Annotated in this window: 22 protein-coding genes; 15 read left to right on the top strand and 7 right to left on the bottom strand. The window is 65.2% G+C overall.

What is annotated here, in order from left to right:
• The first annotated feature begins 255 nt into the window (after positions 1-255).
• From paoA to HLH45_RS18740, 7 genes are all read left to right on the top strand, one after another.
• A complete protein-coding gene (paoA, locus tag HLH45_RS18770) occupies positions 256-915 on the top strand; it encodes an aldehyde dehydrogenase iron-sulfur subunit PaoA (RefSeq protein WP_008572416.1) in 660 nt (219 codons plus the stop codon).
• Positions 912-1862: an FAD binding domain-containing protein gene (locus HLH45_RS18765; protein ID WP_008572418.1), complete on the top strand. Its 951-nt coding sequence runs from the start codon at positions 912-914 to the stop codon at positions 1860-1862. The genes paoA and HLH45_RS18765 overlap by 4 nt, the downstream gene beginning before the upstream one ends.
• A 1-nt stretch (position 1863) precedes the next feature.
• Positions 1864-4071 carry an aldehyde oxidoreductase molybdenum-binding subunit PaoC gene (gene paoC / locus HLH45_RS18760; protein ID WP_008572420.1) on the top strand — a complete coding sequence of 736 codons (2208 nt, stop codon included), beginning with the start codon at positions 1864-1866 and terminating at the stop codon, positions 4069-4071.
• Positions 4068-5072 (top strand): XdhC family protein, encoded by a 1005-nt coding sequence (locus HLH45_RS18755; RefSeq protein ID WP_008572422.1) that lies wholly within the window; start codon positions 4068-4070, stop codon positions 5070-5072. Before paoC ends, HLH45_RS18755 begins: the two co-directional genes overlap by 4 nt.
• Before the next feature lie 405 nt (positions 5073-5477).
• Entirely contained in the window at positions 5478-6086 is a 609-nt protein-coding gene (locus HLH45_RS18750; protein ID WP_008572425.1) for a nucleotidyltransferase family protein, read from the top strand.
• A gap of 667 nt (positions 6087-6753) precedes the next feature.
• Positions 6754-6969 carry a hypothetical protein gene (locus tag HLH45_RS18745; RefSeq protein ID WP_008572430.1) on the top strand — a complete coding sequence of 72 codons (216 nt, stop codon included), beginning with the start codon at positions 6754-6756 and terminating at the stop codon, positions 6967-6969.
• A 167-nt stretch (positions 6970-7136) separates the two neighbouring features.
• On the top strand, positions 7137-8387 hold the full coding sequence (locus HLH45_RS18740; RefSeq protein ID WP_008572432.1) for a DUF819 family protein: 1251 nt from the start codon (positions 7137-7139) through the stop codon (positions 8385-8387).
• A gap of 331 nt (positions 8388-8718) precedes the next feature.
• Here the strand turns inward: HLH45_RS18740 and HLH45_RS18735 are convergent, their stop codons facing one another.
• Both HLH45_RS18735 and HLH45_RS18730 read right to left on the bottom strand, forming a co-directional pair.
• Positions 8719-9903, bottom strand: a complete 1185-nt coding sequence (locus tag HLH45_RS18735) for a Tle-like phospholipase domain-containing protein (protein WP_033478649.1) — start codon at positions 9901-9903, stop codon at positions 8719-8721.
• A 36-nt stretch (positions 9904-9939) separates the two neighbouring features.
• The gene (locus tag HLH45_RS18730; protein ID WP_008572436.1) at positions 9940-10749 is read right to left on the bottom strand and encodes an ankyrin repeat domain-containing protein; all 810 of its coding nucleotides are present in this window, start codon (positions 10747-10749) and stop codon (positions 9940-9942) included.
• Positions 10750-10952: 203 nt separating this feature from the next.
• Between HLH45_RS18730 and HLH45_RS18725 the strand changes: the two genes are divergently transcribed.
• Positions 10953-11657 carry an HAD family hydrolase gene (locus HLH45_RS18725; RefSeq protein ID WP_008572438.1) on the top strand — a complete coding sequence of 235 codons (705 nt, stop codon included), beginning with the start codon at positions 10953-10955 and terminating at the stop codon, positions 11655-11657.
• A 611-nt stretch (positions 11658-12268) separates the two neighbouring features.
• Here the strand turns inward: HLH45_RS18725 and HLH45_RS18720 are convergent.
• A complete protein-coding gene (locus tag HLH45_RS18720; RefSeq protein WP_003488133.1) occupies positions 12269-12493 on the bottom strand; it encodes a YbdD/YjiX family protein in 225 nt (74 codons plus the stop codon).
• Entirely contained in the window at positions 12493-14565 is a 2073-nt protein-coding gene (locus HLH45_RS18715; RefSeq protein ID WP_008572442.1) for a carbon starvation CstA family protein, read from the bottom strand. Before HLH45_RS18715 ends, HLH45_RS18720 begins: the two co-directional genes overlap by 1 nt.
• A gap of 230 nt (positions 14566-14795) precedes the next feature.
• On the opposite strand from HLH45_RS18715, the gene HLH45_RS18710 reads away from it, so the two are divergent.
• Both HLH45_RS18710 and HLH45_RS18705 read left to right on the top strand, forming a co-directional pair.
• Complete coding sequence (locus HLH45_RS18710; protein ID WP_008572443.1) at positions 14796-15653, top strand: pirin family protein; 858 nt, start codon at positions 14796-14798, stop codon at positions 15651-15653.
• Between the two features lie 31 nt (positions 15654-15684).
• Positions 15685-16110, top strand: coding sequence for an OsmC family protein (locus tag HLH45_RS18705; RefSeq protein ID WP_008572444.1), 426 nt, complete (start codon positions 15685-15687; stop codon positions 16108-16110).
• A gap of 405 nt (positions 16111-16515) precedes the next feature.
• Here HLH45_RS18705 and HLH45_RS18700 read toward each other — a convergent pair whose 3' ends face one another.
• On the bottom strand, positions 16516-16977 hold the full coding sequence (locus HLH45_RS18700) for a hypothetical protein (RefSeq protein WP_008572445.1): 462 nt from the start codon (positions 16975-16977) through the stop codon (positions 16516-16518).
• Positions 16978-17224: 247 nt separating this feature from the next.
• Positions 17225-18115 carry a pirin family protein gene (locus tag HLH45_RS18695; RefSeq protein ID WP_008572447.1) on the bottom strand — a complete coding sequence of 297 codons (891 nt, stop codon included), beginning with the start codon at positions 18113-18115 and terminating at the stop codon, positions 17225-17227.
• Positions 18116-18857: 742 nt separating this feature from the next.
• On the opposite strand from HLH45_RS18695, the gene HLH45_RS18690 reads away from it, so the two are divergent.
• Positions 18858-19235, top strand: coding sequence for a hypothetical protein (locus tag HLH45_RS18690; RefSeq protein ID WP_008572451.1), 378 nt, complete (start codon positions 18858-18860; stop codon positions 19233-19235).
• A 73-nt stretch (positions 19236-19308) separates the two neighbouring features.
• Here the strand turns inward: HLH45_RS18690 and nfi are convergent, their stop codons facing one another.
• Positions 19309-20022 (bottom strand): deoxyribonuclease V, encoded by a 714-nt coding sequence (gene nfi, locus HLH45_RS18685; RefSeq protein ID WP_008572453.1) that lies wholly within the window; start codon positions 20020-20022, stop codon positions 19309-19311.
• A gap of 102 nt (positions 20023-20124) precedes the next feature.
• Between nfi and gpmA the strand changes: the two genes are divergently transcribed.
• The 4 genes from gpmA to HLH45_RS18665 all read left to right on the top strand — a co-directional run bounded on the left by gpmA (position 20125) and on the right by HLH45_RS18665 (position 25518).
• A complete protein-coding gene (gene gpmA / locus HLH45_RS18680) occupies positions 20125-20874 on the top strand; it encodes a 2,3-diphosphoglycerate-dependent phosphoglycerate mutase (protein WP_008572455.1) in 750 nt (249 codons plus the stop codon).
• Positions 20875-21020: 146 nt separating this feature from the next.
• The gene (locus HLH45_RS18675; RefSeq protein ID WP_033478650.1) at positions 21021-21335 is read left to right on the top strand and encodes a hypothetical protein; all 315 of its coding nucleotides are present in this window, start codon (positions 21021-21023) and stop codon (positions 21333-21335) included.
• Positions 21336-21617: 282 nt separating this feature from the next.
• The gene (locus tag HLH45_RS18670) at positions 21618-23720 is read left to right on the top strand and encodes a M13 family metallopeptidase (protein WP_046931897.1); all 2103 of its coding nucleotides are present in this window, start codon (positions 21618-21620) and stop codon (positions 23718-23720) included.
• A gap of 235 nt (positions 23721-23955) precedes the next feature.
• The gene (locus HLH45_RS18665) at positions 23956-25518 is read left to right on the top strand and encodes a phospholipase D family protein (RefSeq protein WP_008571298.1); all 1563 of its coding nucleotides are present in this window, start codon (positions 23956-23958) and stop codon (positions 25516-25518) included.
• Positions 25519-25580: the final 62 nt, after the last annotated feature.

Here is a 25580-nt window from a genome sequence, read left to right as displayed (position 1 = left end):
CTGCACGTGCACATTCCAAGAACTGTTCGGCCGGCCCGTCCGTCTCCAACGTCATCGGCGCATGGGCCTGGTTACTCGCAGTGATGAGCGTCTTTCATAGGCGCATGCAGCACCCAGCGCTAATGCGGGCAAAGGCGGCTACTAGAATCGGGCAATACACCGCTTCACGCCCGCAGGCGCCACCGCGCACTCACGCGCTTGTGACCGGCAGCGCTGCACATTGATTGAGAACTGTAAAAGCCAGCATTGTTGGAGATGCCAGCCATGAGAGACATCAAGATGACCCGTCGCGAGGTATTGATCGCAGGAACGGCATCGGCAGCCAGCGTTGCCGCAACCCAGTCGATGGCCGCCACCGCCGCCACTGCGATCTCGCAGCGGCCGGCAACCGAGCCTGCCAATGCATCCAGCCAGGTCGCTTTCGAGGTGAACGGCAAGCCGGTCGCTCTGACGCTGGATAACCGCACCACCTTGCTGGATGCGCTGCGCGAACATCTGCATCTCACCGGCACCAAGAAGGGCTGCGATCACGGCCAGTGCGGCGCCTGTACGGTCATCGTCGACGGGCAACGCATGAACGCATGCCTGTCGCTGGCAGTGATGCACGAGGGCGCCAAGGTCACCACGATCGAAGGGTTGGGCACGCCGGACAAGCTGCATCCCATGCAGGCGGCGTTCGTCAAGCACGATGGCTACCAATGCGGGTATTGCACGCCCGGGCAGATCTGTTCGGCAGTGGCGGTGCTGGACGAGGTGAGGCGCGGGATCCCCAGCCATGTCACCGAAGACCTCACCGGAAAGACCAAGCTCACCACACCCGAATTGCAGGAGCGCATGAGCGGCAATATTTGCCGCTGCGGTGCGTATTCCAACATCGTTGAAGCCATCAACGACGTTGCCGGAGGCCGCGCATGAAGGCCTTTAGCTACGAGCGGGCCACCTCGCCAGCAGATGCGGCAGCCAAGGCCGCGCGCCAGCCCGGTGCCAAGTTCATCGCAGGCGGGACCAACCTGCTCGATCTGATGAAGCTGCAGATCGAAACGCCGTCGCACCTGATCGATGTCAACGGCCTGAGCCTGGATACCATCGAGGCCACGCCTGAGGGCGGCCTGCGCATCGGCGCACTGGTGCGCAACACCGATCTGGCGGCCGACCAGCGCGTGCGCCGCGATTACGCTGTGTTGTCGCGCGCATTGCTGGCCGGTGCCTCGGGACAACTGCGCAATCGCGCCACCACGGCAGGCAACCTGCTGCAACGGACGCGGTGTCCCTATTTCTACGACACCAATCAGCCGTGCAACAAGCGACTGCCTGGCAGTGGCTGTGCGGCCATCGGTGGCTATAACCGTCAACTGGCAGTTATCGGTGCCAGCGAGGCGTGCATTGCCACCCATCCCAGCGATATGGCCATTGCCATGCGCCTGCTCGATGCCGTGGTGGAAACGGTGCGCCCGGATGGGCAGACGCGCACCGTGGCCCTGTCCGAGTTCTATCGTGCACCGGGAACGACGCCGCACCTGGAAACCGTGCTGGAGCGCGGCGAATTGATCACCGCCGTCACCTTGCCCAAGCCGCTCGGTGGCACGCACGTGTACCGCAAGGTGCGCGACCGTGCCTCGTATGCGTTCGCCCTGGTGTCGGTGGCCGCCGTCGTTCAGCGCGACGGCAGTACGCGCGTCGCAGTCGGCGGCGTCGCGCACAAGCCATGGCGCAGCGAAGCTGCCGAAGCCAGAGCGAAAGAGGGTGCCCGCGCCATTGCGTCCGTGTTGCTCGACGGCGCACAGCCCACCGAACACAACGCATTCAAGGTGCCGCTGGTCGAGCGCACCTTGACCGCGATCCTGGCCGACACGAGGGCCTGATATGAAATTCGACACTCCCGCCGGCACCAATCCCATCGATCAGCTCACTGTCGTCGGCAAGCCCGTCGACCGTATCGACGGGCCACTCAAGACCACCGGGCAGGCACCGTATGCCTACGAACATCACGACTTGCCGGGCCAGCCCGCTTACGGGCATGTGGTGGGCGCAGGCATCGCCAAGGGCACCATTCGCAGCATCGATCTGAGCGCGGCGCGCAAGGCGCCGGGCGTGCTGGGCATCGTGACCGCGCAGAACGCAGGCAAGTTGCAAAAGGGCAAGTTCAACACCGCCAAGCTGTTGGGCGGCCCCGAGATCGCGCATTACCACCAGGCCATTGCCGTGGTGGTGGCGGAAACCTTCGAGCAGGCGCGTGCGGCCGGCCAGTTGATCAAGGTCGATTACGGCCGGCACGTTGGCGCCTACGATCTGGAAAAGGCCCGTGCCGGCGCCAAGGTGACCAAGAAGGGCGACGCGCCCAACAGCAATGTCGGCAACTTCGACGCTGCCTTCGCTACAGCGCCGGTGCAACTGGATGCCCAATACACCACACCGGATCATTCGCACGCGATGATGGAGCCGCACGCATCGATTGCCATGTGGGATGGCGACAAGCTCAGCGTGTGGACATCCAATCAGATGATCAATTGGGGTGCCGGCGATCTGGCCAGGACGCTGGGCCTCCCGCGCGAAAACGTACGGATCATGTCGCCGTACGTCGGCGGCGGTTTCGGCGGCAAGCTGTTCCTGCGTGCCGATGTAGTCCTGGCATCGCTGGCCGCGCGTCAGGTCGGACGTCCGGTCAAGGTGATGTTGCCGCGGCCGCTGATCGCCAATAACACCACCCACCGCCCGGCCACGGTGCAACGCATCCGGCTTGGGGCCGGGCGTGACGGCAAGCTCACGGCGATTGCGCATGAAAGCTGGTCGGGTGACTTGCCCGACGGCAGCCCGGAAAACGCCGCTGCACAGACGCAATTGCTCTACGCTGGTGCTAACCGCCTGATTACGACCCGTCTGGCCGTGCTCGATCTACCCGAAGGCAACGCCATGCGCGCGCCGGGCGAGGCGCCGGGGTTGATGGCGTTGGAAATCGCCATGGACGAGATGGCCGAAAAGCTCGACATGGATCCGGTCAAGTTCCGCATCGTCAACGACACCCAGGTGGACCCGGAAAATCCGCAACGCCCGTTCTCGCAGCGTCAGCTGGTCAAGTGCCTGGAAGATGGCGCAAAGCGATTCGAGTGGTCCAAGCGCAAGGCCAGGCCGGGCAGCACGCGCGACGGTCGTTGGCTGGTCGGCATGGGCGTGGCGGCGGCATTTCGCAACGCGCCGGTCACGACCTCCGGCGCGCGTATGCGGCTGGAGCAGGGCGGGCGCTTGGTGGTGGAAACCGATATGACCGATATCGGGACCGGCTCCTATACCATCATTGCGCAGACCGCTGCGGAAATGCTTGGGGTCCCGCTTAACTGGGTGGATGTGCGCCTGGGCGATTCGAGCTTTCCGGCCTCTGCAGGCTCCGGCGGGCAATGGGGCGCGAACAGTTCCACCGCAGGCGTCTATGCGGCCGCAGTCAAGTTGCGTGAAGCGGTGGCCAGGCAATTGGGCCTGGATCCGGCCGCGGCCAAATTTGCCGATGGCTATGTGCGCGCCGGTGGCAAGCGCATTGCGCTCGGCGATGCCGTGGCCAGTGGCGCGCTGGTGGTGGAAGACAAGATCGAGTTCGGCGACCTCAGCAAGACGCATCAACTCTCCACGTTCGGTGCGCATTTCATCGAGGTAGGCGTGGATGTGGCCACCGCCGAAGTGCGCATCCGGCGCATGCTTGCCGTATGCGCCGCAGGACGCATCCTCAATCCCAAATCCGCACGCAGCCAGGTCATCGGCGGCATGACCATGGGCGCCGGCGCGGCACTGATGGAAGAGCTGGCAGTGGACAAACGCCTGGGCTTTTTCGTCAACCACGACCTGGCCGGCTATGAAGTGCCGGTGCATGCGGACATCCCGCATCAGGACGTGGTGTTCCTGGAAGAAAGCGACCCGCTATCGTCGCCGATGAAGGCCAAAGGCGTGGGTGAGTTGGGCATCTGCGGCGTGGCAGCAGCAATCGCAAATGCGGTGTACAACGCAACCGGCGTGCGTGTGCGCGACTATCCGGTGACCCTGGACAAATTGCTGCCGCACCTGCCCGAGATGCTGCGCGCGTGAGCGCGGTGGTTGCCCCGATCGCGCATGCGCCGCCGGCGTGGCCGGCATGGCCGGGCTACGCGTTGCTCGACGATTTGTTGCCAACGTTGAGCGCATGGCAGCGTGCAGGGCAGCGCGTGGCGATGGCAACCTTGATCGATGTGCAAGGCTCCTCCCCACGGCCGTTGGGAAGCGAGATGGCCATCAGCGCCGATGGGAACGTGGCAGGCTATGTCTCAGGCGGCTGCGTCGAGGCGGCGGTGGCACATGAAGCCATGGCAGCGCTGCGCGATGGTCAGCCGCGCTGGCTGGATTATGGCGAAGGCAGCCAGGTGCTGGACATCCAGCTCAGCTGCGGCGGGCGCATCGGCGTGCTGGTGTGGCCGGTGCCGGATCTGGGCGAGCACCTCGCACGTTGGCGTAACGCGCGCCAGCATCGGCGTGCATTTCATGTGGCCTTGGATCGTGCGTCCGGCACGGTGCGTTACCTGGCAAATGCACAGGACGCGCGCGCGGGCGAATTCGTGCGCAGCCATCGTCCGCCGTTGCGGCTGGTGCTGGTCGGCGCTGACCCATCGCTGCTGGCGCTGGTGTCGTTGGCCAGCCAGATGGGCATCGACGTGCGCGTGTTGCGGCCGCATGGTCCGGGCGAACCGCCGCCGGGCTTGGCGCCCGAGCACTACGACCGACGTGCGTTGGGCGATGCGCTGCAGGACCTGCATCTGGATGCCGACACCGCGCTGTATAGCCTGGCCCACGATGCCGAGATCGACATGCAGGTTGCGCAGCGCGGCTTGGCGTCCCCTGTTGCCTGCATCGGCATCCTCGGCAGCCGGCAGAAGCGCGAAGGTCGCTTACAGGCCTTGCGGGCGCTTGGGTATGGCGATGCCGCACTCGCACGTCTGCGTTTGCCGGCGGGCTGGCGCATGGGGCGCTCGTCACCGCACACCATCGCGCTCGGCATCATCGCCGAAGCCACGCAAGCGGTGGTAGATCTACAGGCCGTGACCGCAAGCCGATAAGTCGCTGGCTGCTCCTGCCGCGTGCGTGAGTCATCAAGGCGCATCGCAGCCGGTCGGGTCGCACACAGCTGCTTTCGAGCACTATCGTGGCAGGCCTCCGACAGCACGCTGTCATCTGCATCGCCATGGGCAGGCCTTCGCCAATGCATCCACAGCGCACGCAAAGGGTAGTCACCTTGCACGCACAGCCGGCGCTCTAGGCTGCAGCTGTCTTCCATTCAAGCAGCACGTCGCCATGACCCTTGTTCCGGATCGCCACGTCGACGTATCGCGTGATGCTGTTCGCGTTAGCTTCTTCGCCACCCACCATTCCGCACGTGGTGACAACGTCGGAAAGCGCCACGCTCCCGCCGTCTGGCAACCAGCGCCGCACGCTGCTGCCGCCACGCCAGCAGCGTACGGCGCATGAGTGGCGATCACGCCGCACTGGTGCTGGGCGCCGGGGCAGGGCGCCGGCTTGGCCGCTCGAAGCAATTGCTGATGCGCGATGGCGAGCCGTTGCTGCATCGCGCCGCTCGCATTGCGTTACTGACTGCGCCACGCCGCTGCGTGGTCGTGCTGGGTGCCGATGCTGATACGTTGAGCGAGGTATTGCAGGATCTGGATGTCGAAATACTGCGGCACCCCGATTGGTCCGAGGGCATGGGCTCCAGCCTGGCCGCGTTGCGCCGGCATGTGCAGGGCGACCCGGCATTGCGACGCAGCCTGATCCTGGGGTGCGATCAGCCTGCGCTGGATGCCCCGCATCTGCGCTCCCTGCTGGAAGAAGCCGATCGCGCCGTCTCCGGGTGTGCAACCAGTGGCTACAGCGGCGTGCGCGGCATTCCCGCGGTGGTCACGCATGCGGCCTGGGCGGATGTGCCATTGCAGGCCGATAGCGGCTTGCGGGGCCTGTTCGCCAGCCTGGACATGCAGAGCCTGGGGTGCGTAAGCGCCCCGGCGTTGGCATTGGATATCGACACGCCGACGGATCTGGCCGCCGCGCAGCAGCGCGGCTGGGTCGATGCGGACTGAGACGCCGTGACGGGTACGCACGCAAATCTCTGGCAGCCTGGGTCCTGACACGATCGGCGCCGGCCGCACCGTCAGCGGCAGGCACCGTCACTGCACGCACGCTGACGTGACCGGTGCCGATCACCGACACCGGTCCAGGCGCGTTACCTCTTTTTTGCAGCCCGCCAACCGACATGCCTGGCCGACACGCTCAACCGTGCAACAGCCTTACGACCACAGCACGACCGCTTCCCTGATCACCAACACATAGCCAATGACCATGGCGGTCTTGACCGAAAACTGGAATTTCCTAAGCAGATGCATGCAACCCCTCCCCAGAGGCAGTCTTCAAGAGCGACTGATCACCCACTGCGCACCGTCCACGCTCGTCTGACGGTTGCTGATGACGCGGCGTTCACCAGTCCTGACCGAATGTAGCGCTGGACGTGATGTGTGTCACGTAAGAATTTTCCTACCGACCTGCCAGTGTCAGCCCGACGGCATTGGCATGCATAAAAGAACATCCTGGCTATGCCGGACGCGGGGCCATTGGCTACTCTCCCGCGGCCCCTTGAGTAAGGGCACGCCGGCATACCGGACGGGAGAAGGCGTTCCCATTCCTCGCGCATCGCGGCCCTACGCCCCATGCGCCTTTGCTCGACCGCTAGACGCACTGGCCGGAGGCCTGATGGACGAGTCTCGTTATGTCGTACGCATCCACCCCGCACAGGGCGGCTGGTGGGTAACCCGCCCGCACTGGTCGCCGCTGCGGTATTTGCGCGAGCAGGGCGCCCTGGACTTTGCCGAATGGATGGCAAAACTGCACTGCCTGACCACCGGTCAGCCCAGCGGCGTGGTGGTCAACACCGGCGGCGGCGATCGGGTGGTGCGGCGTTACGGCTGAGGCCGTACGCAACGCAGTCGTTTGCTGCAGTAAACCATTGCCCACGGTGGCGGCTGTCCGCAGCTGTGCGGGGTTTGCGCAGACGTCCGGGTCGGCTAGATTCGAGGTATCGGCCACCTGGGGCCGGTCCGCGCTCTGGCGGCTACTTCTCTGGATGTCCGCCTGTCGTGAATGCTGCCGGTGCTGCGCTGATTCGAAACGATATCGTCGTGTTCGGCCTGATCGCCGCCACCCTGGGCGCGGTGTTCTGGACGTCTGCACGGGAGCAGGGGTTCTGGCGGCGTTTCTACGCGGTGGTGCCGGTCTTGTTGCTGTGTTATCTGCTGCCTGGCATCTACAACACGGTCGGTTTGATCGATGGTGCCAACACCCGGTTGTACAACCCGATCGCCCGTGACGTGTTGCTGCCTGCGGCATTGATCCTGCTGACCTTGAGCATCGATCTGCGCGCGATCCTGCGGCTCGGCCCCAAGCTGGTGGCGATGTATCTGGGCGCATCGCTGAGCATCATGCTGGGTGCGGTGGTGGCGTTCTGGGTGATGCGCTGGCTGCATCCGGCCACCGTGGCCGGCGATACCTGGGCCGGCATGGCAGCGCTGGCGGGCAGCTGGATCGGCGGTGGCGCCAACATGCTGGCGATGCGCGAAGTGTTCGATGTGGACGCAACCACGTTCGGGCAGTTCGCGGTGGTCGATGTCGGCGTGGGCTATGTGTGGATGGCGGCGCTGATCTTCCTGGCCGGCCGCGCGCGCAAGATCGATGCACGCAGCGGCGCCGACACCCGGGCGCTGGATGCCTTGCAGGAGCGCATGGCGCGCTTCCAGGCCGAGCATGCGCGCATTCCCAGCTTGGCCGACTTGATGGTGATCGTGGCGGTGGCATTCGGCGGTGTCGGCCTTGCGCATGCCCTGGCCAATCCCCTTGCCGCGTGGTGCAAGGCGCAGTTGGATTGGGCCAGCCAGTTCAGCCTGGACACGCCGTTCGTGTGGGTGGTGGTGCTGGCGACCAGCCTGGGCCTGCTGCTGAGCTTTACCCGTGCGCGCACGCTGGAGGGCGCGGGCGCGTCCAGGATCGGCACCTTGCTGCTGTATTTCCTGATCGCATGCATCGGCATGCAGATGGATCTGCTGGCGCTGCTGGACCGGCCATGGTTGTTCCTGCTCGGCCTGATCTGGATTGCCGTGCACATTGCCGTGTTATGGGGGCTTGGCCGGTTGTTGCGGGTGCCGTTCTTTTATTTTGCGATCGGCTCGCAATCCAATATCGGCGGCCCGGCCTCCGCGCCGGTGGTTGCCGCGGCATTTCACCCGGCTCTGGCGCCGGTCGGTGTGCTGCTGGGCACGATGGGCTACGCCACCGGCACCTATCTAGCCTATCTGGTCGGCATTACCTTGCGGGCGATGGCAGGCGCTGGATAACTCGCGCCGCAATCTGCAACGCCACGATGAAGCGACCGAGCGAGGTATCACACCGCTGTGCAATCGCCAGTGCGGCTGGGCTGGGCGATGCTCGGCGTTGCGCCATGTGCCGCGCCTGGCATGCCGCTTCTGCGCACCGTGCGCGATTGGCTGACGACTCCGATGACACGGGTGCGGCCATGTCGCGCCGCGGTTCGAATACGCGCGCTAGTCTCAAAGACACGCTGCACTGCGCGAAGCCGACAGCGATCCCGCGCAAGACCTTGACGCGCTGCTGCCAGCCGCGTGCAGGCGAAGAGTGGCCCGCGACATTGCGCGGGCCACTGGCGCCTTACTGCTGAATCACCCGGCGCTGCTCTTCCTGCTGCTGCGGCGGCTGCTGGGTGTGTTGCTGATTGTGCTGGTGCAGCTGGCTGACATTGGTCTGCGCCGGCTCGTTGGCTGCCGATGCCGTCTGCACATGGCTGCGCAGATGGGCCGGGTCGTCCATGCGCCCCTGCACCGCGATCAGGCTGTCGCCGTCACGGTTGGGCACCAGGTGATCGATACGTTGCAAGCCATCGTTGCCTGCACGCGCGGCCACGCTGGCAGCGGTATTGAGAAACGCGGTGTCGTCGCGCAGCCCCAGGCGGTCGCGTTGCCCATCCAACTGCACCACCGCGTCGTTGAATAGCTGGCTGCCGGGCTGCAATGCGGTGCCGCGCGCCTGGTCCTGCAACTGCATGTCCTGCGCCTTCATCACCGAATCGATGCCGTGCAGATCCAGCCGATGCTTGAGCATCATGCCCGGCACCAGACGCTGGCCGAAGGACAACGGGTCCGGTTCGGGCAGTTCGATCTGATGACCGGCCGCATTGGGCATGGCCCATTTGAGCGGGATGCTGTCTTCCTGCAGATGGGTCAGGATTTCGTTCTTGACGTGGTAGCCGCGGATCAATTCGCTGTTGGCGTAATCCTTGGCCGCCGATGCATCCAGACCTTGGCGCTCCAGCGTGCGGTCGTTGACGCCGGCGGCGTTATAGGTCACCGCCGGAATGTCGTTGACCATTGCCGATGCCGCGGCCAGACCGCCGCCCAGCGAATGCCCGCTGATCACCACCTGGTCGCCGAACGCCTGTTTGGCCTGGCTACCGAGCTGGATCGCCGAAGCGTATTGCGCATCGTCCAAGCCCAGGCCCTGGCCGATGTTGTGCTTCCAGTCCTTGCCTTCGTCGGTGCCGCAGAAGCCCAGCACCACCTGCCCCTGATCATTGCGATAGAACGCGGCATCGAAGCCGCTTTTGGCGTCGTGCAGCAGGGCAGGGTCGATACCTGCCTGCTGCAGCGCGCGGTCGTCCATGCGCGACCAGCCATTGGGCAGGGCGGCAAAGGTTTCGGCGCCGCCTTCGCGTCGTTGGGCGGCGGTGGCGTAAAGGTCTTGCAGCATCGCTGGAAGCTGGCGGTCTTCCGGATGCGGTTGTTGCCCGCGCATCGATTCTGCGAACGGGGTGGAAGAAGAGGATTCTGACGGGCTCATGCGCGGCTCCTTGCGTTCGTCATGCGAAAAGCGCGCTTAGCGGCTGCTTTCCACGGGAATGTTGTGGGCGTTCAACCACGCGCGTACGTCCGACCTGACCTGCTGGCCGCTGGGGTTGAGCAGGCGGTCCGGCGTGGTGAAGAAATACGCCTGGAAGGTCTTCTGCTGGGCATTACGCACGGTGGGATCGACACCGGCCTTGAGCAGGGCGAGCACTGCAGGGCTGGCTGCGCCACTTTGCGCTGCAAGGTGCAGCAGGCTGTTGCCGGTGTGGTCGACGCGCTGTACATCTGCACCGGCCTCGATCAGCAAATCGATCTGCGCATCGCGCTTGCTTTGCACCGCGCGAAACAGCGGCGTCCAGCCCGCTCGCGCGCTGACGACATCGATCGGCGCCTTGTGCTGCAACAGGATCTGCAGATACTGCGGGTCTTGCGCCATGGCGGCCATGTGCACGACCGTCTCCTGGTCCATGCCGGGGAGCGACGGGTCTGCGCCTGCATCGAGCAATGCGGCCAGCGCGCGCGGTTGTTCGTTCCAGATTGCCCATTCGAGCAAGGTGACGTTTTGATCGCCATGCGCGGCGAGATCGACAGTGGGGGCGAGTGCCTTGATCCGGGCCACATCACCGTGCGCAATGGCCTGGGCGATGTCGGTCAGGGCGGGGTCGCGGAAGGCGACGGTGTGGTCCTGCAGCGTAGCTGACATGGTGGTTTGCTCCTTGGCACCGGGCGAGGCGGTGCATGAGACCGCGAAAAACGAGGTCGCAAGAACGAGCAGGGCGGGGAATCGCGGTTGCATCGAAATCTCCTTCTCCTGATCGCATTCCTGATGACGCTGCAGCAAGTCCCGCCGCAGCGGGGCAGATCCTAGCAGCTGGAAAAATCGCTTGCGGTAAGATTTCGTGACATGGCTTTTTGTGACATGACGGTACGGCGGGCCGCATGCTCGGGGCCGCCTGTCCTGATGGTGCGCATGCTGCAAGCGGCGAAGTGTCCATCGCCACAGCCTGCTGCCCCACAGCCGACGGTCACACCCGGGCCGGCATAATGGCGCTTTGTGAGCAGATGGGTGCGATGGCGTACGAGCTACTGATCAGTGACTGTGATGGCGTTCTTGTCGACAGCGAGATACTGGCCGACCGGGTAATGCGTGAGGCGCTGGCGTCTTTCGTGCCAAGCGAGCCGCTGGAACAGCTGCTGGAAACCACCTTCGGGCAGACCACGCGCGAGGTGCTGCGGCGGGTGGAAGAGCGCTTTGCATTGCAGTTGCCAGAGACCCTGCTCGCGCAGATCCAGGCGCGTAGCGAGGCCTTGATCCAATCGCAGGTGCAGCCGATCGCAGGCGTACGCGAGGCGTTGGAGCAGATTCCATTGCCGTTGGCGGTGGCCTCCAATAGCCGGCGCCACAATGTGATTGCCTCGGTGGAACGGGCCGGGCTCACCGCGCGTGCGGCGGGACGTATTTTCAGTGCCGACATGGTGGAGCGGCCCAAGCCGGCACCGGATGTGTATCTGCTGGCGGCACGCACCGCCGGAGTCGCGCCGCAGCGTTGTGTGGTCATCGAAGACAGCCCCACCGGTGCAACCGCGGCCGTGACGGCCGGCATGCAGGTGCTGGGGTTTACCGGTGCAAGCCACATTCCACCGGGGCATGGCGACACCCTGCGCCGCATTGGTGTGCTTGAAGTGTTCGACGACATGCGCGATTTGCCTGCGCTGTTCGCGCGGTTGGCGCAAAAGCGGGCTGGGTAAGGCGGCAGCTTGGTGAGGGGGGGGCGGTGTCATGGGTACGCAGTGGCCCCGTCCCGCAAGCGGCGAGGACACCGCGCCGCAAGGTGTTCGGTTGTCTTTTCGAAACATGCGTAACGACCAACGTGAGAGGGCCCGCAGCCAACGCGCGGGTAGTGTCCTGCAATTGATGGATTGGACGTTGCGATCCGTACGAGTGATCGCGATTCGCGTCATCGCCCAATCTTGACGCATTCAAAAGCTGGGTCGTCGAGTGCGCGGTTTCCTCGCCGCTTGCGGGATACGCCGTGAACCCGTCCATGGGAGTCGTTGGCGGCATCCATGCCGCCAACGGTCCCGCAAGTGGCGAGGACACCGCACTAGACAGTTGACTGACGCCTGGTGAAAGCAGCTCGCTGCCGCGAACAGGTTCCTGCACGCGTCGATTGGGTTTTTGCTGCGGATCGATTGGCCATCACATCGACAGGCGCTGCGACGAGCGAATGCGCCATTACGTGATTCGTTTTATCGAGTTGCGGTCGAGCCAACGCAACAGGGCGCGATTCGCATCGCGCCCTGTTGCGGTTCTACCTCTTGATCGGCCGACGACCGGCCAGGCAGTCAACCGTCACCGATCAACAGCAGCGAAACCCGCTCTTGCCGCCATAGCGCGCATCCTGGCGCTCGCGGAAGAAGGCGGGGTAGTCCATCACCGGTTTATCGGGATGCTTTTCCAGCATGTGGCGCACGTAGTTGTCGTAGTCGGGGATGCCGCAGCACAGCCGCGCGGTCTGGATCAGACGCCGCCAGATGCGGCGATGCGCCTGATAGTGACTGGCCAGGACGAGTTGCGTGCCCATTACAGGTCTGCCATCTGATGCGGCTGCAACGCCACGTACGGGGTTTCGCGGTCGGTGCGCTGCGGGTTGCGGCGTGCTGCCACGATCGTCTTGATCGAATAGATCAGGATCGAGCCGACCACGAACAGGAACAGCACGGTCAGCCCGGTGTTGACGTAGGCATTGGTGACGATCTGCTGCATCTGCGGCACTGTCTTGGCCGGCGCGGTGATGGTGTTGCTGGCGATGGCCGCCTGGAACTTGTGCGCCTGCGCCAGGAAGCCCTGCGCCGGGTTGCTGTCGAAGATCTTGATCAGCCCGGCGTACGTGGTGCACAACAACAGCCACAGCGCCGGCACGATGGTGACCCAGGCGTAGCGGTCGCGCTTCATCTTGAACAACACCACCGTACCCAGCATCAACGCGATCCCGGCCAGCATCTGGTTGGAGATGCCGAACAACGGCCACAAGGTCTGGATGCCGCCGAACGGATCGATCACGCCGGTGTAGAGCAGGTAGCCCCACAGCGCCACGCAACCGGCGGTGGCGATGATGTTGGCGGTCCACGACTCGGTCTTCTTCAACGCCGGGATGAAGTTGCCCAGCAGGTCCTGCAGCATGAAGCGGCCGGCGCGCGTGCCGGCGTCTACCGCGGTCAGGATGAACAGGGCTTCGAACAGGATGGCGAAGTGATACCAGAACGCCATGGTGTCTTCGCCCGGCAGCAACTGGTGCAGGATCTGCGCGATGCCCACCGCCAGCGTAGGGGCACCGCCGGCGCGCGCCAGGATGCTGTGCTCGCCGATATCGCGTGCCGTGGCCTCGAGCACCTGCGGTGTGATCGAGAAGCCCCACTCGCTGATCTTGGCAGCCACTGCGACAGTGTCGGTGCCCACCAGCGAGGCGGGGCTGTTCATGGCGAAGTAGATGCCCGGCTCGATGATCGACGCGGCCACCAGCGCCATGATCGCCACGAACGATTCCATCAGCATGCCGCCGTAGCCGATGTAGCGCATGTGGCCTTCGTTGGCGAGCAGCTTGGGCGTCGTGCCGGACGCGATCAACGCATGGAAGCCGGAGACCGCGCCGCAGGCAATGGTGATGAACAGGAACGGGAAGATGCCGCCCTTCCAGACCGGGCCATCGCCGGTGGAGGCAAATTGCGTGAGCGCCGGCATCTTCAGGTCCGGCATGACAACCAGGATGCCGATCGCCAGGGCCAGGATGGTGCCGATCTTGAGGAAGGTGGACAGGTAGTCGCGCGGTGCCAGCAGCAGCCACACCGGCAGCACCGAGGCGACGAAGCCGTAGCCGATCAGCATCCAGGTGATCTGCTTGGCGGTGAAGGTGAAGGCCGGGCCCCAGGTCGGGTCCGCGGCCACCTTGCCGCCTAGCCAGATCGCCCCCAGCAGCAGGATCAACCCCACCACCGAGATCTCGCCGATCTTGCCGACGCGGATGTAGCGCATGTACACGCCCATCATGATCGCGATGGGCATTGTGGCGATGACGGTGAACATGCCCCATGGGCTTTCCGCTAGCGCCTTGACCACCACCATCGCCAGCACCGCCAGGATGATGATCATGATCAGGAAGGCGCCGAACAGGGCGATGGTGCCGGGCACCTGGCCCATTTCCTCGCGCACCAGATCGCCCAGCGAGCGGCCGTTGCGACGGCTGGACAGGAACAGCACCACGAAGTCCTGCACCGCACCGGCGAACACCACGCCCACCACCAGCCACAGCAGGCCGGGCAGGTAGCCCATCTGTGCGGCGAGCACCGGACCGACCAGCGGCCCGGCGCCGGCGATGGCGGCGAAGTGATGGCCGAACAGCACGTGCTTGTTGGTGGGCACGTAATCCAGGCCGTCGTTGTTGGCGACCGCCGGGGTGGCGCGGGTGATGTCCAGCTGCATCACCTTGTCGGCGATGAACAGGCTGTAGAACCGGTAGGCGATCAGATAGATCGACACCGCGGCCACCACGATCCATAACGCGTTGATGTGCTCGCCACGCCGCAGCGCAACGGTACCCAGGCAGAACGCGGCCAGCAGCGCCAACGCGCCCCAGGCCAGCTTGGAGAACCCTTTCATGCATGCCCCTCAGGAACGATTCGTTCAAGGGTCCCCCCACGCCCGGCTGCGGTCAATGCCAGGCGGGCGCAACGGGTTAAAACTTTGGTCGTAGGGTGCTGCGGTCATAGATCGGTTAGAGCGCTGGCACGCTGGCGGCGTTTGGAACGATCGGTTGCAATGGTCGCGGTTGGGCGGCGGCCCGCGCGCACCCATCATTGGCGCTTCGCCACAGGGCACAGGGACAAGCGATGAGCACCACGACCACCACAGCAGCGCACGTACTGCGCACCATTCGCGGCATGCCGACCTCCGACGGGGCCGGGGTCAAGCTGACCCGCGTCATCGGCACGCAGCAGCTGCCGGAGCTGGACCCGTTCCTGATGCTGGACGAATTCGGCACCGACAAGGCCGAAGACTATCTGGCCGGTTTCCCCAGCCACCCGCATCGCGGTTTCGAGACCGTGACCTACATGCTCGACGGGTGCATGCGCCACAAGGACAACCACGGCAACGAAGGCCTGCTGACGCCGGGCAGCGTGCAATGGATGACCGCCGGTCGCGGGCTGATCCATTCGGAAATGCCGGAGCAGGAATCCGGGCGCATGCGCGGCTTTCAGTTGTGGGTAAACCTGCCGGCGCGCGAGAAGATGACCGATCCCAAGTACCAGGAGTACGCACCCGACCACATTCCGGTGGCGCATCCGGCGCCCGGCGTGACGGTCAAGGTGATTGCCGGTGCGGTCGGCGAGGTGGTCGGGCCGATCGTGCAACCTGCAACGAGCCCGGTGTACCTGGATATCGCGTTGGAGCCGAACGTGGAATGGGAGTATCAGCTGCCCAGCGGACATAACGCGTTCGCGTATGCCTTCGAGGGCGCGCTGACGGTGGGCGAGAGCGACACCGCGCGCGTGTTGCCGGCGCAGCAGCTGGCCGTGCTGGGTGGCGGACAGCGCCTGCGCCTGCAAGCCGGTGCCGACGGTGCGCAGCTGATCCTGGTCGCGGGCCGCCCGCTCAACGAGCCGGTGATGCGGCATGGCCCGTTCGTGATGAACACCAAGCAGGAGCTGATGCAGGCGTTCGTCGATTTCCAGGAAGGCCGGTTTTGAACCGGCCCGCGTACGACAACAGGAGCGGGCAATGAGTGACCGGCCCGTCAGCGTGCGCACCGGCACGGTGCCGTACACGGTCAGCATCCACGACGGGCTGCACACCTGGAGCGGCGATACGCAGCCGGCCAATGGTGGCAGCGACGCCGGGCCGGATCCCGAATCGCAGGTGCTGGGTGCGTGCACCGCCATCACGGTGTCGATGGTGGCCGCGCGCAAGCACTGGCCGCTGACGGCGGTGCACGTGCATCTGCATTACACGCAGCGCGGCGCTGCCGGCACGGCGATCGCCCGCGCGGTGGTGCTTGACGGTGCGCTCGACGACGAGCAACGCGCACGGTTGATGGAGGTGGCCGACAAATGCCCGATCCATCGCCTGCTGACCGGCGAGGTGCGCATCGAGACTCAGTTGCAGGCGGCTGGCGGCGGTGGAGACACGGCGATTCGAAGCGACTGACAGACGCTTGCCGGCAGTCTTTGGGTTCGGTGGATGCGGAATCGGAATTGGAACGAGCGATCGGTCCACGCCGATTCCGGGCGGATGCCGACATGGCATGCGCCACTGCTCCAACGTTTGCAACCGTGAGCGTTCTCCAGCCCATCGCCGTCGCACGTGGTGGCCGCCGGAATCAAAATCGTTGAGCGGCTGGACGCATCGGTGCGCTTGGTGCATGCGCAAGCCGCTCGGGCGTCGCCTCATGCGCGTCGGCGCGACACGCGAGGGCACGAGCATCAGTGCGCAATGGTGATCTGCGGCGACACGCTCGCGGCAGATATCGTCAGATACTGTCTGCAGCGTGCCGGCAAACCCGCGCGCTGCAAGACGGGTGCAGCAGTGCGCGGGGCTGTGACGCGCGCTGCGTCAGCGCTGCAGCGCCAGGCTGGCCGGCTGCAGATCCATGTTCTGCACCATCGACTGCATCGAGGCGAGTTCTTCGGTGCTGGCGCCATCGATCCACAGCTGGGCGTAGCGCTTCTTGCCCAGTTCGACCACGGTGACGCGGCGCGATTCCGTGCCCGGCATGTCGCGGCCGCCCAGATCGAGCTTGTACCAGTAGAAGTCTTCCTGCTGGATCTGGCCCTTTTCGGCGCGCCGCTCGCGTGCCAGTGTCATCGCCGGGTCGCGGGTAGTGAGCATCACGCCGACCACCTGCCGGCCATCGGCAGTCATGGCCTTGCAGACCAGGTAATCGGCACCGGCGAGCTCGTTCCACTGCAGGCCGGAGGCCGGTGGCAACGGCGGGCAGACCGGCGAGGTCTGGGCATGGGCGGTGGCAGCGGCCAGCAGCAAGCTCAGGCCAACAAGGCAGGATGCAGACTTCATACACGATTCCCCGGCATTGGATGACGATGCGGGCGCGCCGATTTCGTGCCGTTGCAGTGCCTCGAACTCCCCGTCCAAGGACTGCCGTCTACGCAACGCGCTCCGTCTACAGGGCCATCACTACCACAGTTTTGCGAGTCAGCTCAAGTGGTGTCGCACCTGTGCCTGGCATCGCATGTGCAGCGTGGCACTTCCGGTAAGAGACCTGGTGATCGCGCGTGTTGGTCCACTCGCGCAGCGCACGGTTTCAAGGGTAATTAACCGGTTTTGGGGCCGGTGACTCGGGCAGCGGAATGAACTCCTTGTCGTCGCCGGGAATGCTGCCGAAGCGGCCTGCCTGCCAGTCGTCCTTGGCCTGCTCGATGCGTTCCTTGGAACTGGACACGAAGTTCCACCATAGATGACGCGGCCCATCCAGCGGCTCGCCGCCAAGCAGCATCGCCTTGAGCGGGGTCTTGGCGCGCAGGCGGCCGCGGGCGCCGGGCGAGGGCACGATCAGGTGGCGAGCTGGCACGTCGGCACCGTCCAGCTGCGCTTGGCCTTCCAGGATGTACAGGGCGCGCTCGGCGTGCCCGGTGTCCAGATCCAGTTCGGCGTCGGGCGCCAGATCCAGCGCCACATTCAGCGTGCCGCTGAACACCTGTACCGGCGATTCCTCGCCATATGCGCGGCCGGCGATCACGCGCAGCCACACGCCGTCGCGGCGCTGCTGCGGCAGGCTTGCCGCCGCGTGGTGATGGAACGCGGGCGCGGTTTCTTCGGCCGAGCGCGGCAAGGCGATCCAGGTCTGCATACCGTGCAAGGCGTGTTCGCGTGCGCGCTCCGGGCCAGGCGTGCGTTCGGAATGGGCGATGCCGCGGCCGGCGGTCATCCAGTTGACGTCGCCGGGGCGGATCACCTGATCCGAGCCCAGCGTGTCGCGGTGGCCGATTTCGCCGGCCCACAGGAACGTGACCGTGGCCAGGCCGATGTGCGGATGCGGGCGTACATCGATGCCGTGATCGGGCTCCAGCACGGCTGGGCCCATGTGGTCGACGAACACGAACGGGCCGACGCTGCGCGCCTGCAGGGTGGGCACGGCGCGACGCACTTCCAGGCCGCCGATGTCATGGACGCGTGGAGCGATCAGGGTGGTCATGCGCGGTCTCGCGGAGTTGATGACGTGGGCACGAGCTTCGCATGCGCGGTGGCCGGGGCGGGTGCGTGGCGTAAAACGCAGTGTCCGGGTCATGGCGCTTCCTGCGCGTCGGGGGAGCGCGCCATCGGCGCGGCAGCGAGTGCCGCACCGCGAACGCCGTGCGGGCGCGGCACGAGGTAGCAGCGGCTCAGTGCGAGACAGCCCCGGTCTTGTGCAGGCAGATGCGGTACCAACGAGGACATTGTCGGCAGCGAAGACGACGCATCCAGCGCTGCGGTCCGGGATCATGCAGGCCGCACTACTGAAGCTCGGCGCGGGCGCCATTGCCGTGCGCACGTCTCCCATCGGCAAGGCCCGGGCGCTTGTGGCCGCCATGGCCGGCCCGATCTTGCAACGCAAGCGGCTGTCTCCAGGGCTCGCCACCGCTGCTGCCGCCAGGTATCGGTGGACGAGGTTCTGGCAGCGGCGAAGTTGCAACACGAACGAAGTTGCATGGCGGGAAACGTACCGCCGCATCCTAAATGCAGCGTGCCAGGTCACGTGCGTCATCGCGCCATGAATAATGGCGGCGCTGCACGATCCACGAGCGCTTTGGCCTTCATTGCATGCGTCTCAGGTGACGGATCGGCAACGGTCGCTTGCTGCGCATCGTCTGCGGTGCACACCTGGCGGCAAGTCGCTCGCGCTTTAGCGTTTTACTCGATGCGTTTCAGATTCTCACTCCCAATCCGAGGAATACGTTATGTCCTTATCGATCTCAGGAAGGAAGACAACATCGCTGCTCTTCTTGGTGATGGCAGCGTTGGCGCCCTGCCTTGGTAGTGCGCAGAGCGCCCGGGCCCTCCCCAGTCGCATCATCAGTGCGTCCGCCAATGTCCGCTCGCTGGCATTCCTGATAAATGGAAGCGCGGTCGGCTGCTATGCGGTCTACTCCGGCAGGAGTGTTGCAGGGCCGACGCTCAGCACAGCGACCACCTATCAGGTCGCTGCGTCCTCGTCCTCGTGCAGCGATCAGCCCTATGCAGTGGGCTCTTTGGTGAATTACCGGCCTGCGTCCGACAAGCAAATGATTTTCTTCCGGATCGACGGCTCCGGTCGCATCGTCATCACTTACAACTGATGGGTTGCCCCAGCGCCGTGCCTATGCGGCCGGCGCTGGGGCTGTGGCACGTGGCCGCTGACGCGACGCCTGCTCACAGCAGCTGACCGGAGCAGGCTACCGGTACCGTCACCTCGCCGCGGCGCGAGGCCAGCCGGTCGGCCAGGCGCGTAGGCTCGGGCAGGCGATAGGCGCGCAATGTTCGCAGGGTCCAGTCGAGCGCGCCTTGCATCGACACGCAATGGCCGGGCGAGACAATCAAGGGGTTGCAACGCGGTTTGCTGCGCAGTGCCCAGCCGATCTGCGCACCGCCCAGCAGGATCGGCGTGTGGTCGCCGCGTTCGGGCCCAGGCTCGGCGAAGCTGCCGGCCAGACGCTGCTTGGCGATGCCGATGCACGGCAGGCCGGTCACTACGCCGAAGTGCGCCGCGATGCCCAGCCTGCGCGGATGCGCGATGCCCTGGCCATCGATGAACACCAGATCCGGCGTACGCGACAGCAGCGCCAGGGCCTGCAGCAATGCGGGCAATTCGCGAAAACTGAGCAGGCCGGGGACATAGGGCATCGAGGTCGGCACGCGCGCGACGTGCGTTTCCAGCGGGAGCAGCGTCTGCGCATCCAGCAACACGGCAGCCGCGCGGGTGATCTGGCCATCGTCTTCGAAACCGACATCGAACCCTGCAAGCAACTGCGGCGTTGCGCTCACCGCGTCATCGAGCACCACGCGCCGTGCCAGTTGCTGCTGCAACTGTCGCGCCTGAATCACGCTGCCGTCCCAACCGGCGAAGACGGGATCGTTGGTCTGCATTGCGAAAGCATCGCGCGCTGCCTGTGGCGATCTCGTGCACGCCTGCGATGCACGCGCTGCCGCTACAATCGCAGGCTGATCGGCCCCAATCGGAGAACCGTAGTGACCCGCAAACTCGTACTGCTGCGCCATGGCCAGAGCCAATGGAATCTGGACAACCGTTTCACCGGCTGGGTGGATGTGGAACTCACCGACCAGGGCCGCCAGGAAGCTGTGGCGGCCGGCAAGCTGATGAAGGACGAAGGGCTGCAGTTCGATGTCGCCCACACCTCGGTGCTCAAGCGCGCCATCCACACGCTGCAGGGCGCATTGAAGGAACTGGACCAGGACTGGTTGCCGGTGTCCAAGAGCTGGCGCCTCAACGAGCGCCACTACGGCGGCCTGCAAGGGCTGGACAAGGCCGAAACCGCGGCCAAGCACGGCGAGGAGCAGGTCAAGATCTGGCGCCGTTCCTACGACATCCCGCCGCCGGCGATGGACGTCAACGACCCGGGCCACCCGTGCCATGACCGGCGCTACGCCACCCTGGACCGCAACGCGCTGCCGGGGACCGAGTCGTTGGCAACCACGCTGGTGCGCGTGTTGCCGTATTGGCACGACGCGATTGCGCCGCAGTTGAAGGCCGGGCAGACCGTGCTGGTGACCGCGCACGGTAATTCGCTGCGCGCGCTGTACAAGTACCTCAACGATGTCTCCAACGAGCAGATCCTCGAGCTCAACATCCCCACCGGCATCCCGTTGCTGTTCGAGCTGGACGACAACCTGCAGGTGCGCAGCTTCCGTTACCTGGGCGACCCGGAAGCGGCCAAGCGCGCGGCCGAAGCGGTGGCCAACCAGGGCAAGGCGAAGTAATCGCCGTTGGCGGTTGCAGCGCTGCGTGCGGTGCGCGCAGCGCGTGTTCTTGTGCGCATGCGGCTGCAAGCGGCTGCGTGCGGTGATGAATGGAAGCGGTGCGAGAGGGTAATACGCGCTCGGCACCGAGGCGCAGGCGAGACACGATGTCCAGCAAACGGAGAACCCGGCAGATGACTGCCGTTTACTGTCGCGCGTATCTGGTGACGCTCGGCATGCTGGTGGCCGGCGGGGCCGCGTTTGTCGCCTTGGCTGCTGGCGACATCTCCGGCGCGGGACTGGCGCTGGCACTGCTGATCTGCGCGATGGGGGCGCTGTTGCTGGGGTTTGGCGTGGCTGGGCCGGCGCCACAGATGGAAGCGTGGGCCGATGCGGCGTCGGGGCACGAGGTCGCCCTGGCGCTGATGGTGCTGGCGTATCCGGTGTATCTGGTGATGGCGCCGTTTTACGCGCGGCGTTGAGCGCATGCGATGGCGCGCGTTGCGCCGGCATGCAGGTGGAGTGGAAGCAGTGCGTGGCGGTGCCGATGACGGACGCGCACGTGCTGTACAGATGCAATGGACTTTCATGGCGCACGGCATCGACTTCATGTTGCGGTGCCGCTGCACGGATGTGGTCTGGCCGGTTGCAGAGCGACTGACGAAGAGGCGGGCGCCTGCGCTGCGCGGTTCTTCGCCAGCGCTTGCCGACCGGATGTCGACTTTTTTCGATCGCGCCTGCGCGGTCATGCCCTGGAGAATTCAATGAAGTTGCGCAAGTTAGCTCCGCTGTCGCTTGCGGTCGCCATCGCGGTCGCGCTGTCTGCGTGCGGCGCCTCCGATGACACCGCCAAGGTGGCGCCTGCCGCGCCGCAGGCGGTATCGACCAAGGTGGATGTGTCCAAGCTCGATGCGCCGATCGTGGCATTCAGCAGCAGCGACCTAGACCCGAGCATCGCTGCGTGTCAGGACCTCAACGGGTTCGTCAACGCCAAGTGGCTCAAGGCCAATCCGGTGCCGTCCGATCGCACCAGCTGGGGCAGCTTTGAGGTGCTGGCCGAGCGCTCGCTGACCATCCAGCACGCGTTGGTGGAGCAACTGGCGCGCGGCAATCTGTCGGCCGGTTCGGTGGATGCCAAGATCGCCGACCTGTGGCGGACCGGCTCGGATGAAGCGGCGATCGACAAAGCCGGCATTACGCCGCTGCAGCCGCAGTTGAAGGACATCGACGCATTGACCGATGCGCCGTCCATCGCCGCCTGGTTGCGCAACAGTTATGCGCAAGGCCAGGGCTTGGTGTTTTCGTTCGGTGCCAATGCCGACTACAAGAATTCCGAGCAGATGATCGCCTACGCAGGGCAGGGCGGTCTGGGCTTGCCCGAAAAGGGCTATTACACCGATCCGGCGCAGGCAAAGATCCGCGAGCAGTACCTGGCCTACATCGCGCGGATGCTGGAGCTGTCGGGTATCCCCGCAGCGCAGGCGGCCACGCAGGCCAAGGCGGTGATGGCGTTCGAGACGCGCCTGGCCAATGCGTCGTTGTCGCGTATCGAACTGCGCGACCCGGCCAAGCGCTACAACCCGGTCGATGTGGCCGGCGCCAACGCCATCACGCCGCACTTCGACTGGAAGGCGTTTTTCGCAGCGCTCAAGGTGCCGGCCGGCACCTTCTCGCTGAGCCAGCCGGGCTATTTCGCCGAGCTCGATGCGATGCTGGCCGATACGCCGATCGCTACCTGGAAGGCGTATCTGCGCTTCCATACGGTGGACGAAGCGGCGCCGTATCTGGCCAAGCCGTTCGAGCAGGCCAATTTCGATTTCTACGCAAAGACCCTGCGCGGCCAGCAGGACATGCTGCCGCGCTGGAAGCGCACCTTGAATGCGGTCAACGAGGCGATGGGCGAGGCCCTGGGCCAGCTGTATGTGCAATCTGCATTCCCGGCCGAATCAAAGGAGCAGATGCAGCAACTGGTGCAAAACCTGTCGGCGGCGCTCAAGGCGCGGCTGGAAAAGCTCGACTGGATGAGCGCGGACACCAAACAGCGCGCACTGGAGAAATGGGCCAGCTTCACTCCCAAGATCGGTTACCCGGACCAGTGGCGCGATTGGTCGGGCCTTCAGACGCGTGGCGACGGCTTTCTTGCCAACATGCAGGCCGCGCAGGCATTCAACTACCGCGACATGTTGGACAAGATCGGCAAGCCGGTCGACAAGCGCGAGTGGCACATGACCCCGCAGACGGTGAATGCGTACTACAACGCCACACGCAACGAGATCGTGTTTCCGGCGGCCATCCTGCAGCCGCCGTTCTTCGACCCCAAGGCCGATCCGGCCTTGAACTACGGTGGCATCGGTGCGGTGATCGGGCACGAAATGATGCACGGCTACGACGATTCCGGCAGCCAGTTCGATGCCAAGGGCAACTTCGACAGCTGGTGGACCGATGCAGACCGCAAGCTGTTCACCGAGCGCACCGACCGGCTGGTGGCACAGTTCGATGGCTATGAAGCGATCAAGGGCGTGCACGTCAAAGGCAAGCTGACGCTGGGCGAGAACATCGGCGATCTGGGCGGCCTGACCGTGGCGTACGATGCCTTGCAAATGGCGTTGCAGGAGCAGCCGGCTGCCAACACGCAGATCGATGGGTATTCGCAGGACCAGCGGTTCTTCATGAACTGGGCCACGGTCTGGCGCCGCAACTTTACCGATGGCGAATTGCGCGTGCGCCTGAACACCGATCCGCACGCACCGGCGAATTTCCGCGCCAACGGTGCGCCGTCGAACATGCCGGCGTTTGCGCAGGCATTCCAGTGCAAGCCCGGCGATGCGATGGTACGTGGCGACAAGGAGCGGGTGACCATCTGGTAAGCGCCGCGGGCGCGCGATGGTGCTTCGGCAGCTGGCGCGCCATACCGCTGATGACGCCGTAACCACCACGTTCGCCCTGTGCGGCACGCGGTGCTGCGAGTACTCGCGTCCACGGCACTTCCACGACACCCGTCTGTTTCTCGCGGGAATTGTCGAGGTTGCTTGTGGCGGCGTCTGCACACCGGCCTGCCCGCATGGGCTCTACACTGCCGCGCTGCGCATCGCGGAATCGGCAGTGACAAAGCGGAAATTTTTCAAATGGTTCGGCATTGCGCTGCTGGTACTGGTGCTGGCCAGCGCGTTATCGCTGTACGGCTACGGGCGCTTTGCCGACCGCCAACGCGGGCCGGTCAGTCACGTGCTGCCTGCCACGGCGGTCGCGACGCCCATCGACAAGGTGGTGGCGCCACTGCAACAGGCGCACGTCGATCAGACCGGCATGGTGATCCTGCCGGATAACGTCGATGCGTTTGCGGTACGTGCGCTCACCGCGCGTGCGGCCGGGCGCAGTCTGGATCTGCAGTACTACATCTGGCATGCCGATTTCACCGGCAACCTGCTGCATAACGAATTGCTGCGCGCGGCCGATCGCGGCGTACGCGTGCGGTTGTTGCTGGACGACATGAATATCCATGGCAGCGATTCGGTGCTGGCTGCCCTGGATAGCCATCCGCTGATCGAGATTCGCCTGTTCAACCCCACGCGCGCGCGCGAAGGCACCTTGATGCGTGGGGTGGAGATGGTGCTGCGCATGTTCAGCATCAATCGCCGCATGCACAACAAGGCCTGGATTGCCGATGGCCGCATCGCGGTGGTGGGTGGGCGCAACGTGGGCGACGAATATTTCGATGCGGCGCGCGACACCAACTTCATGGATATGGATGCGGCGCTGATGGGGCCGGCGGTGGGCCAGGCCGAGCAGGTGTTCGACGCATACTGGAATAGCCCCAATGCCTTGCCGCTGTCTGCGCTGGTCACCGCAAAGCCGCAGGCACTGGAGGCCTTGCGTGGCAGCCTGGACGCGGGCATGGCATCGGTGCGCGCGCACCCGTATGTGGAGCGGCTCAAGCGCTCGCCAAGCGTGCGTGAACTGATGCAGGGCGACCGACCGGTGCACTGGGTGTCGCAGGCGCGCATCGTCTCCGACCCGCCGGAAAAAGCCGAAGGTGCGCCGCCGCAAGCCGACTGGATGACGCCGGTGCTGATCGGCGAAATGGCGCACGCACAGCGCGAGCTCAAAGTGATCTCGCCGTATTTCGTGCCGGGCGACGAGGGCATGCGCTGGATCGGCAACCTACGCCAGCGCGATGTGCGCGTGAGCATTCTGACCAACTCGCTGGCGGCCAACGACGTGGTGGCCGTGCACAGCGGCTATGCCGGCTATCGCGTGCCGCTCCTGCATCAGGGCGTGCGCCTGCATGAGCTCAAGCCGATGGGCAAGCCGGACGGCAGCCTGTTCGGTTCCAGCGGCGCCAGCCTGCATACCAAGGCGTTTGTCGTGGACGACAGCAGCGGTTTCATCGGCTCGTTCAACCTGGACCCGCGTTCGATGAACCTCAACACCGAAATGGGCCTGCTGTTCAACGACCGCGTGGTCACCGCGGAGCTGGAGCGGCTGTACAACCACAAGATCAGTGCGCCGGTGAGTTACCGCGTGACCCTGGAGCAGGGCGAGCTGCGTTGGCACGACGATGCCGCGCAGCCGCCCGAGGTGTGGTCGCGCGAGCCGGCGGCGAGCGTGTGGCGACGTGGCGCAGCAGCGGTGATGGGCTGGTTGCCGCTGGAGTCGCAGCTGTAGCTGGCTGGTTAGCGTGTTGCCCTCATCCGCCCTTCGGGCACCTTCTCCCGCCGGCGGGAGAA

The sequence above is a fragment of the Xanthomonas euvesicatoria genome (genome assembly GCF_013112235.1).
Lineage (GTDB): Bacteria > Pseudomonadota > Gammaproteobacteria > Xanthomonadales > Xanthomonadaceae > Xanthomonas > Xanthomonas euvesicatoria.
Note: the sequence above shows the minus strand (reverse complement) of the source record. Positions and strands in the feature narration are given on the sequence as shown.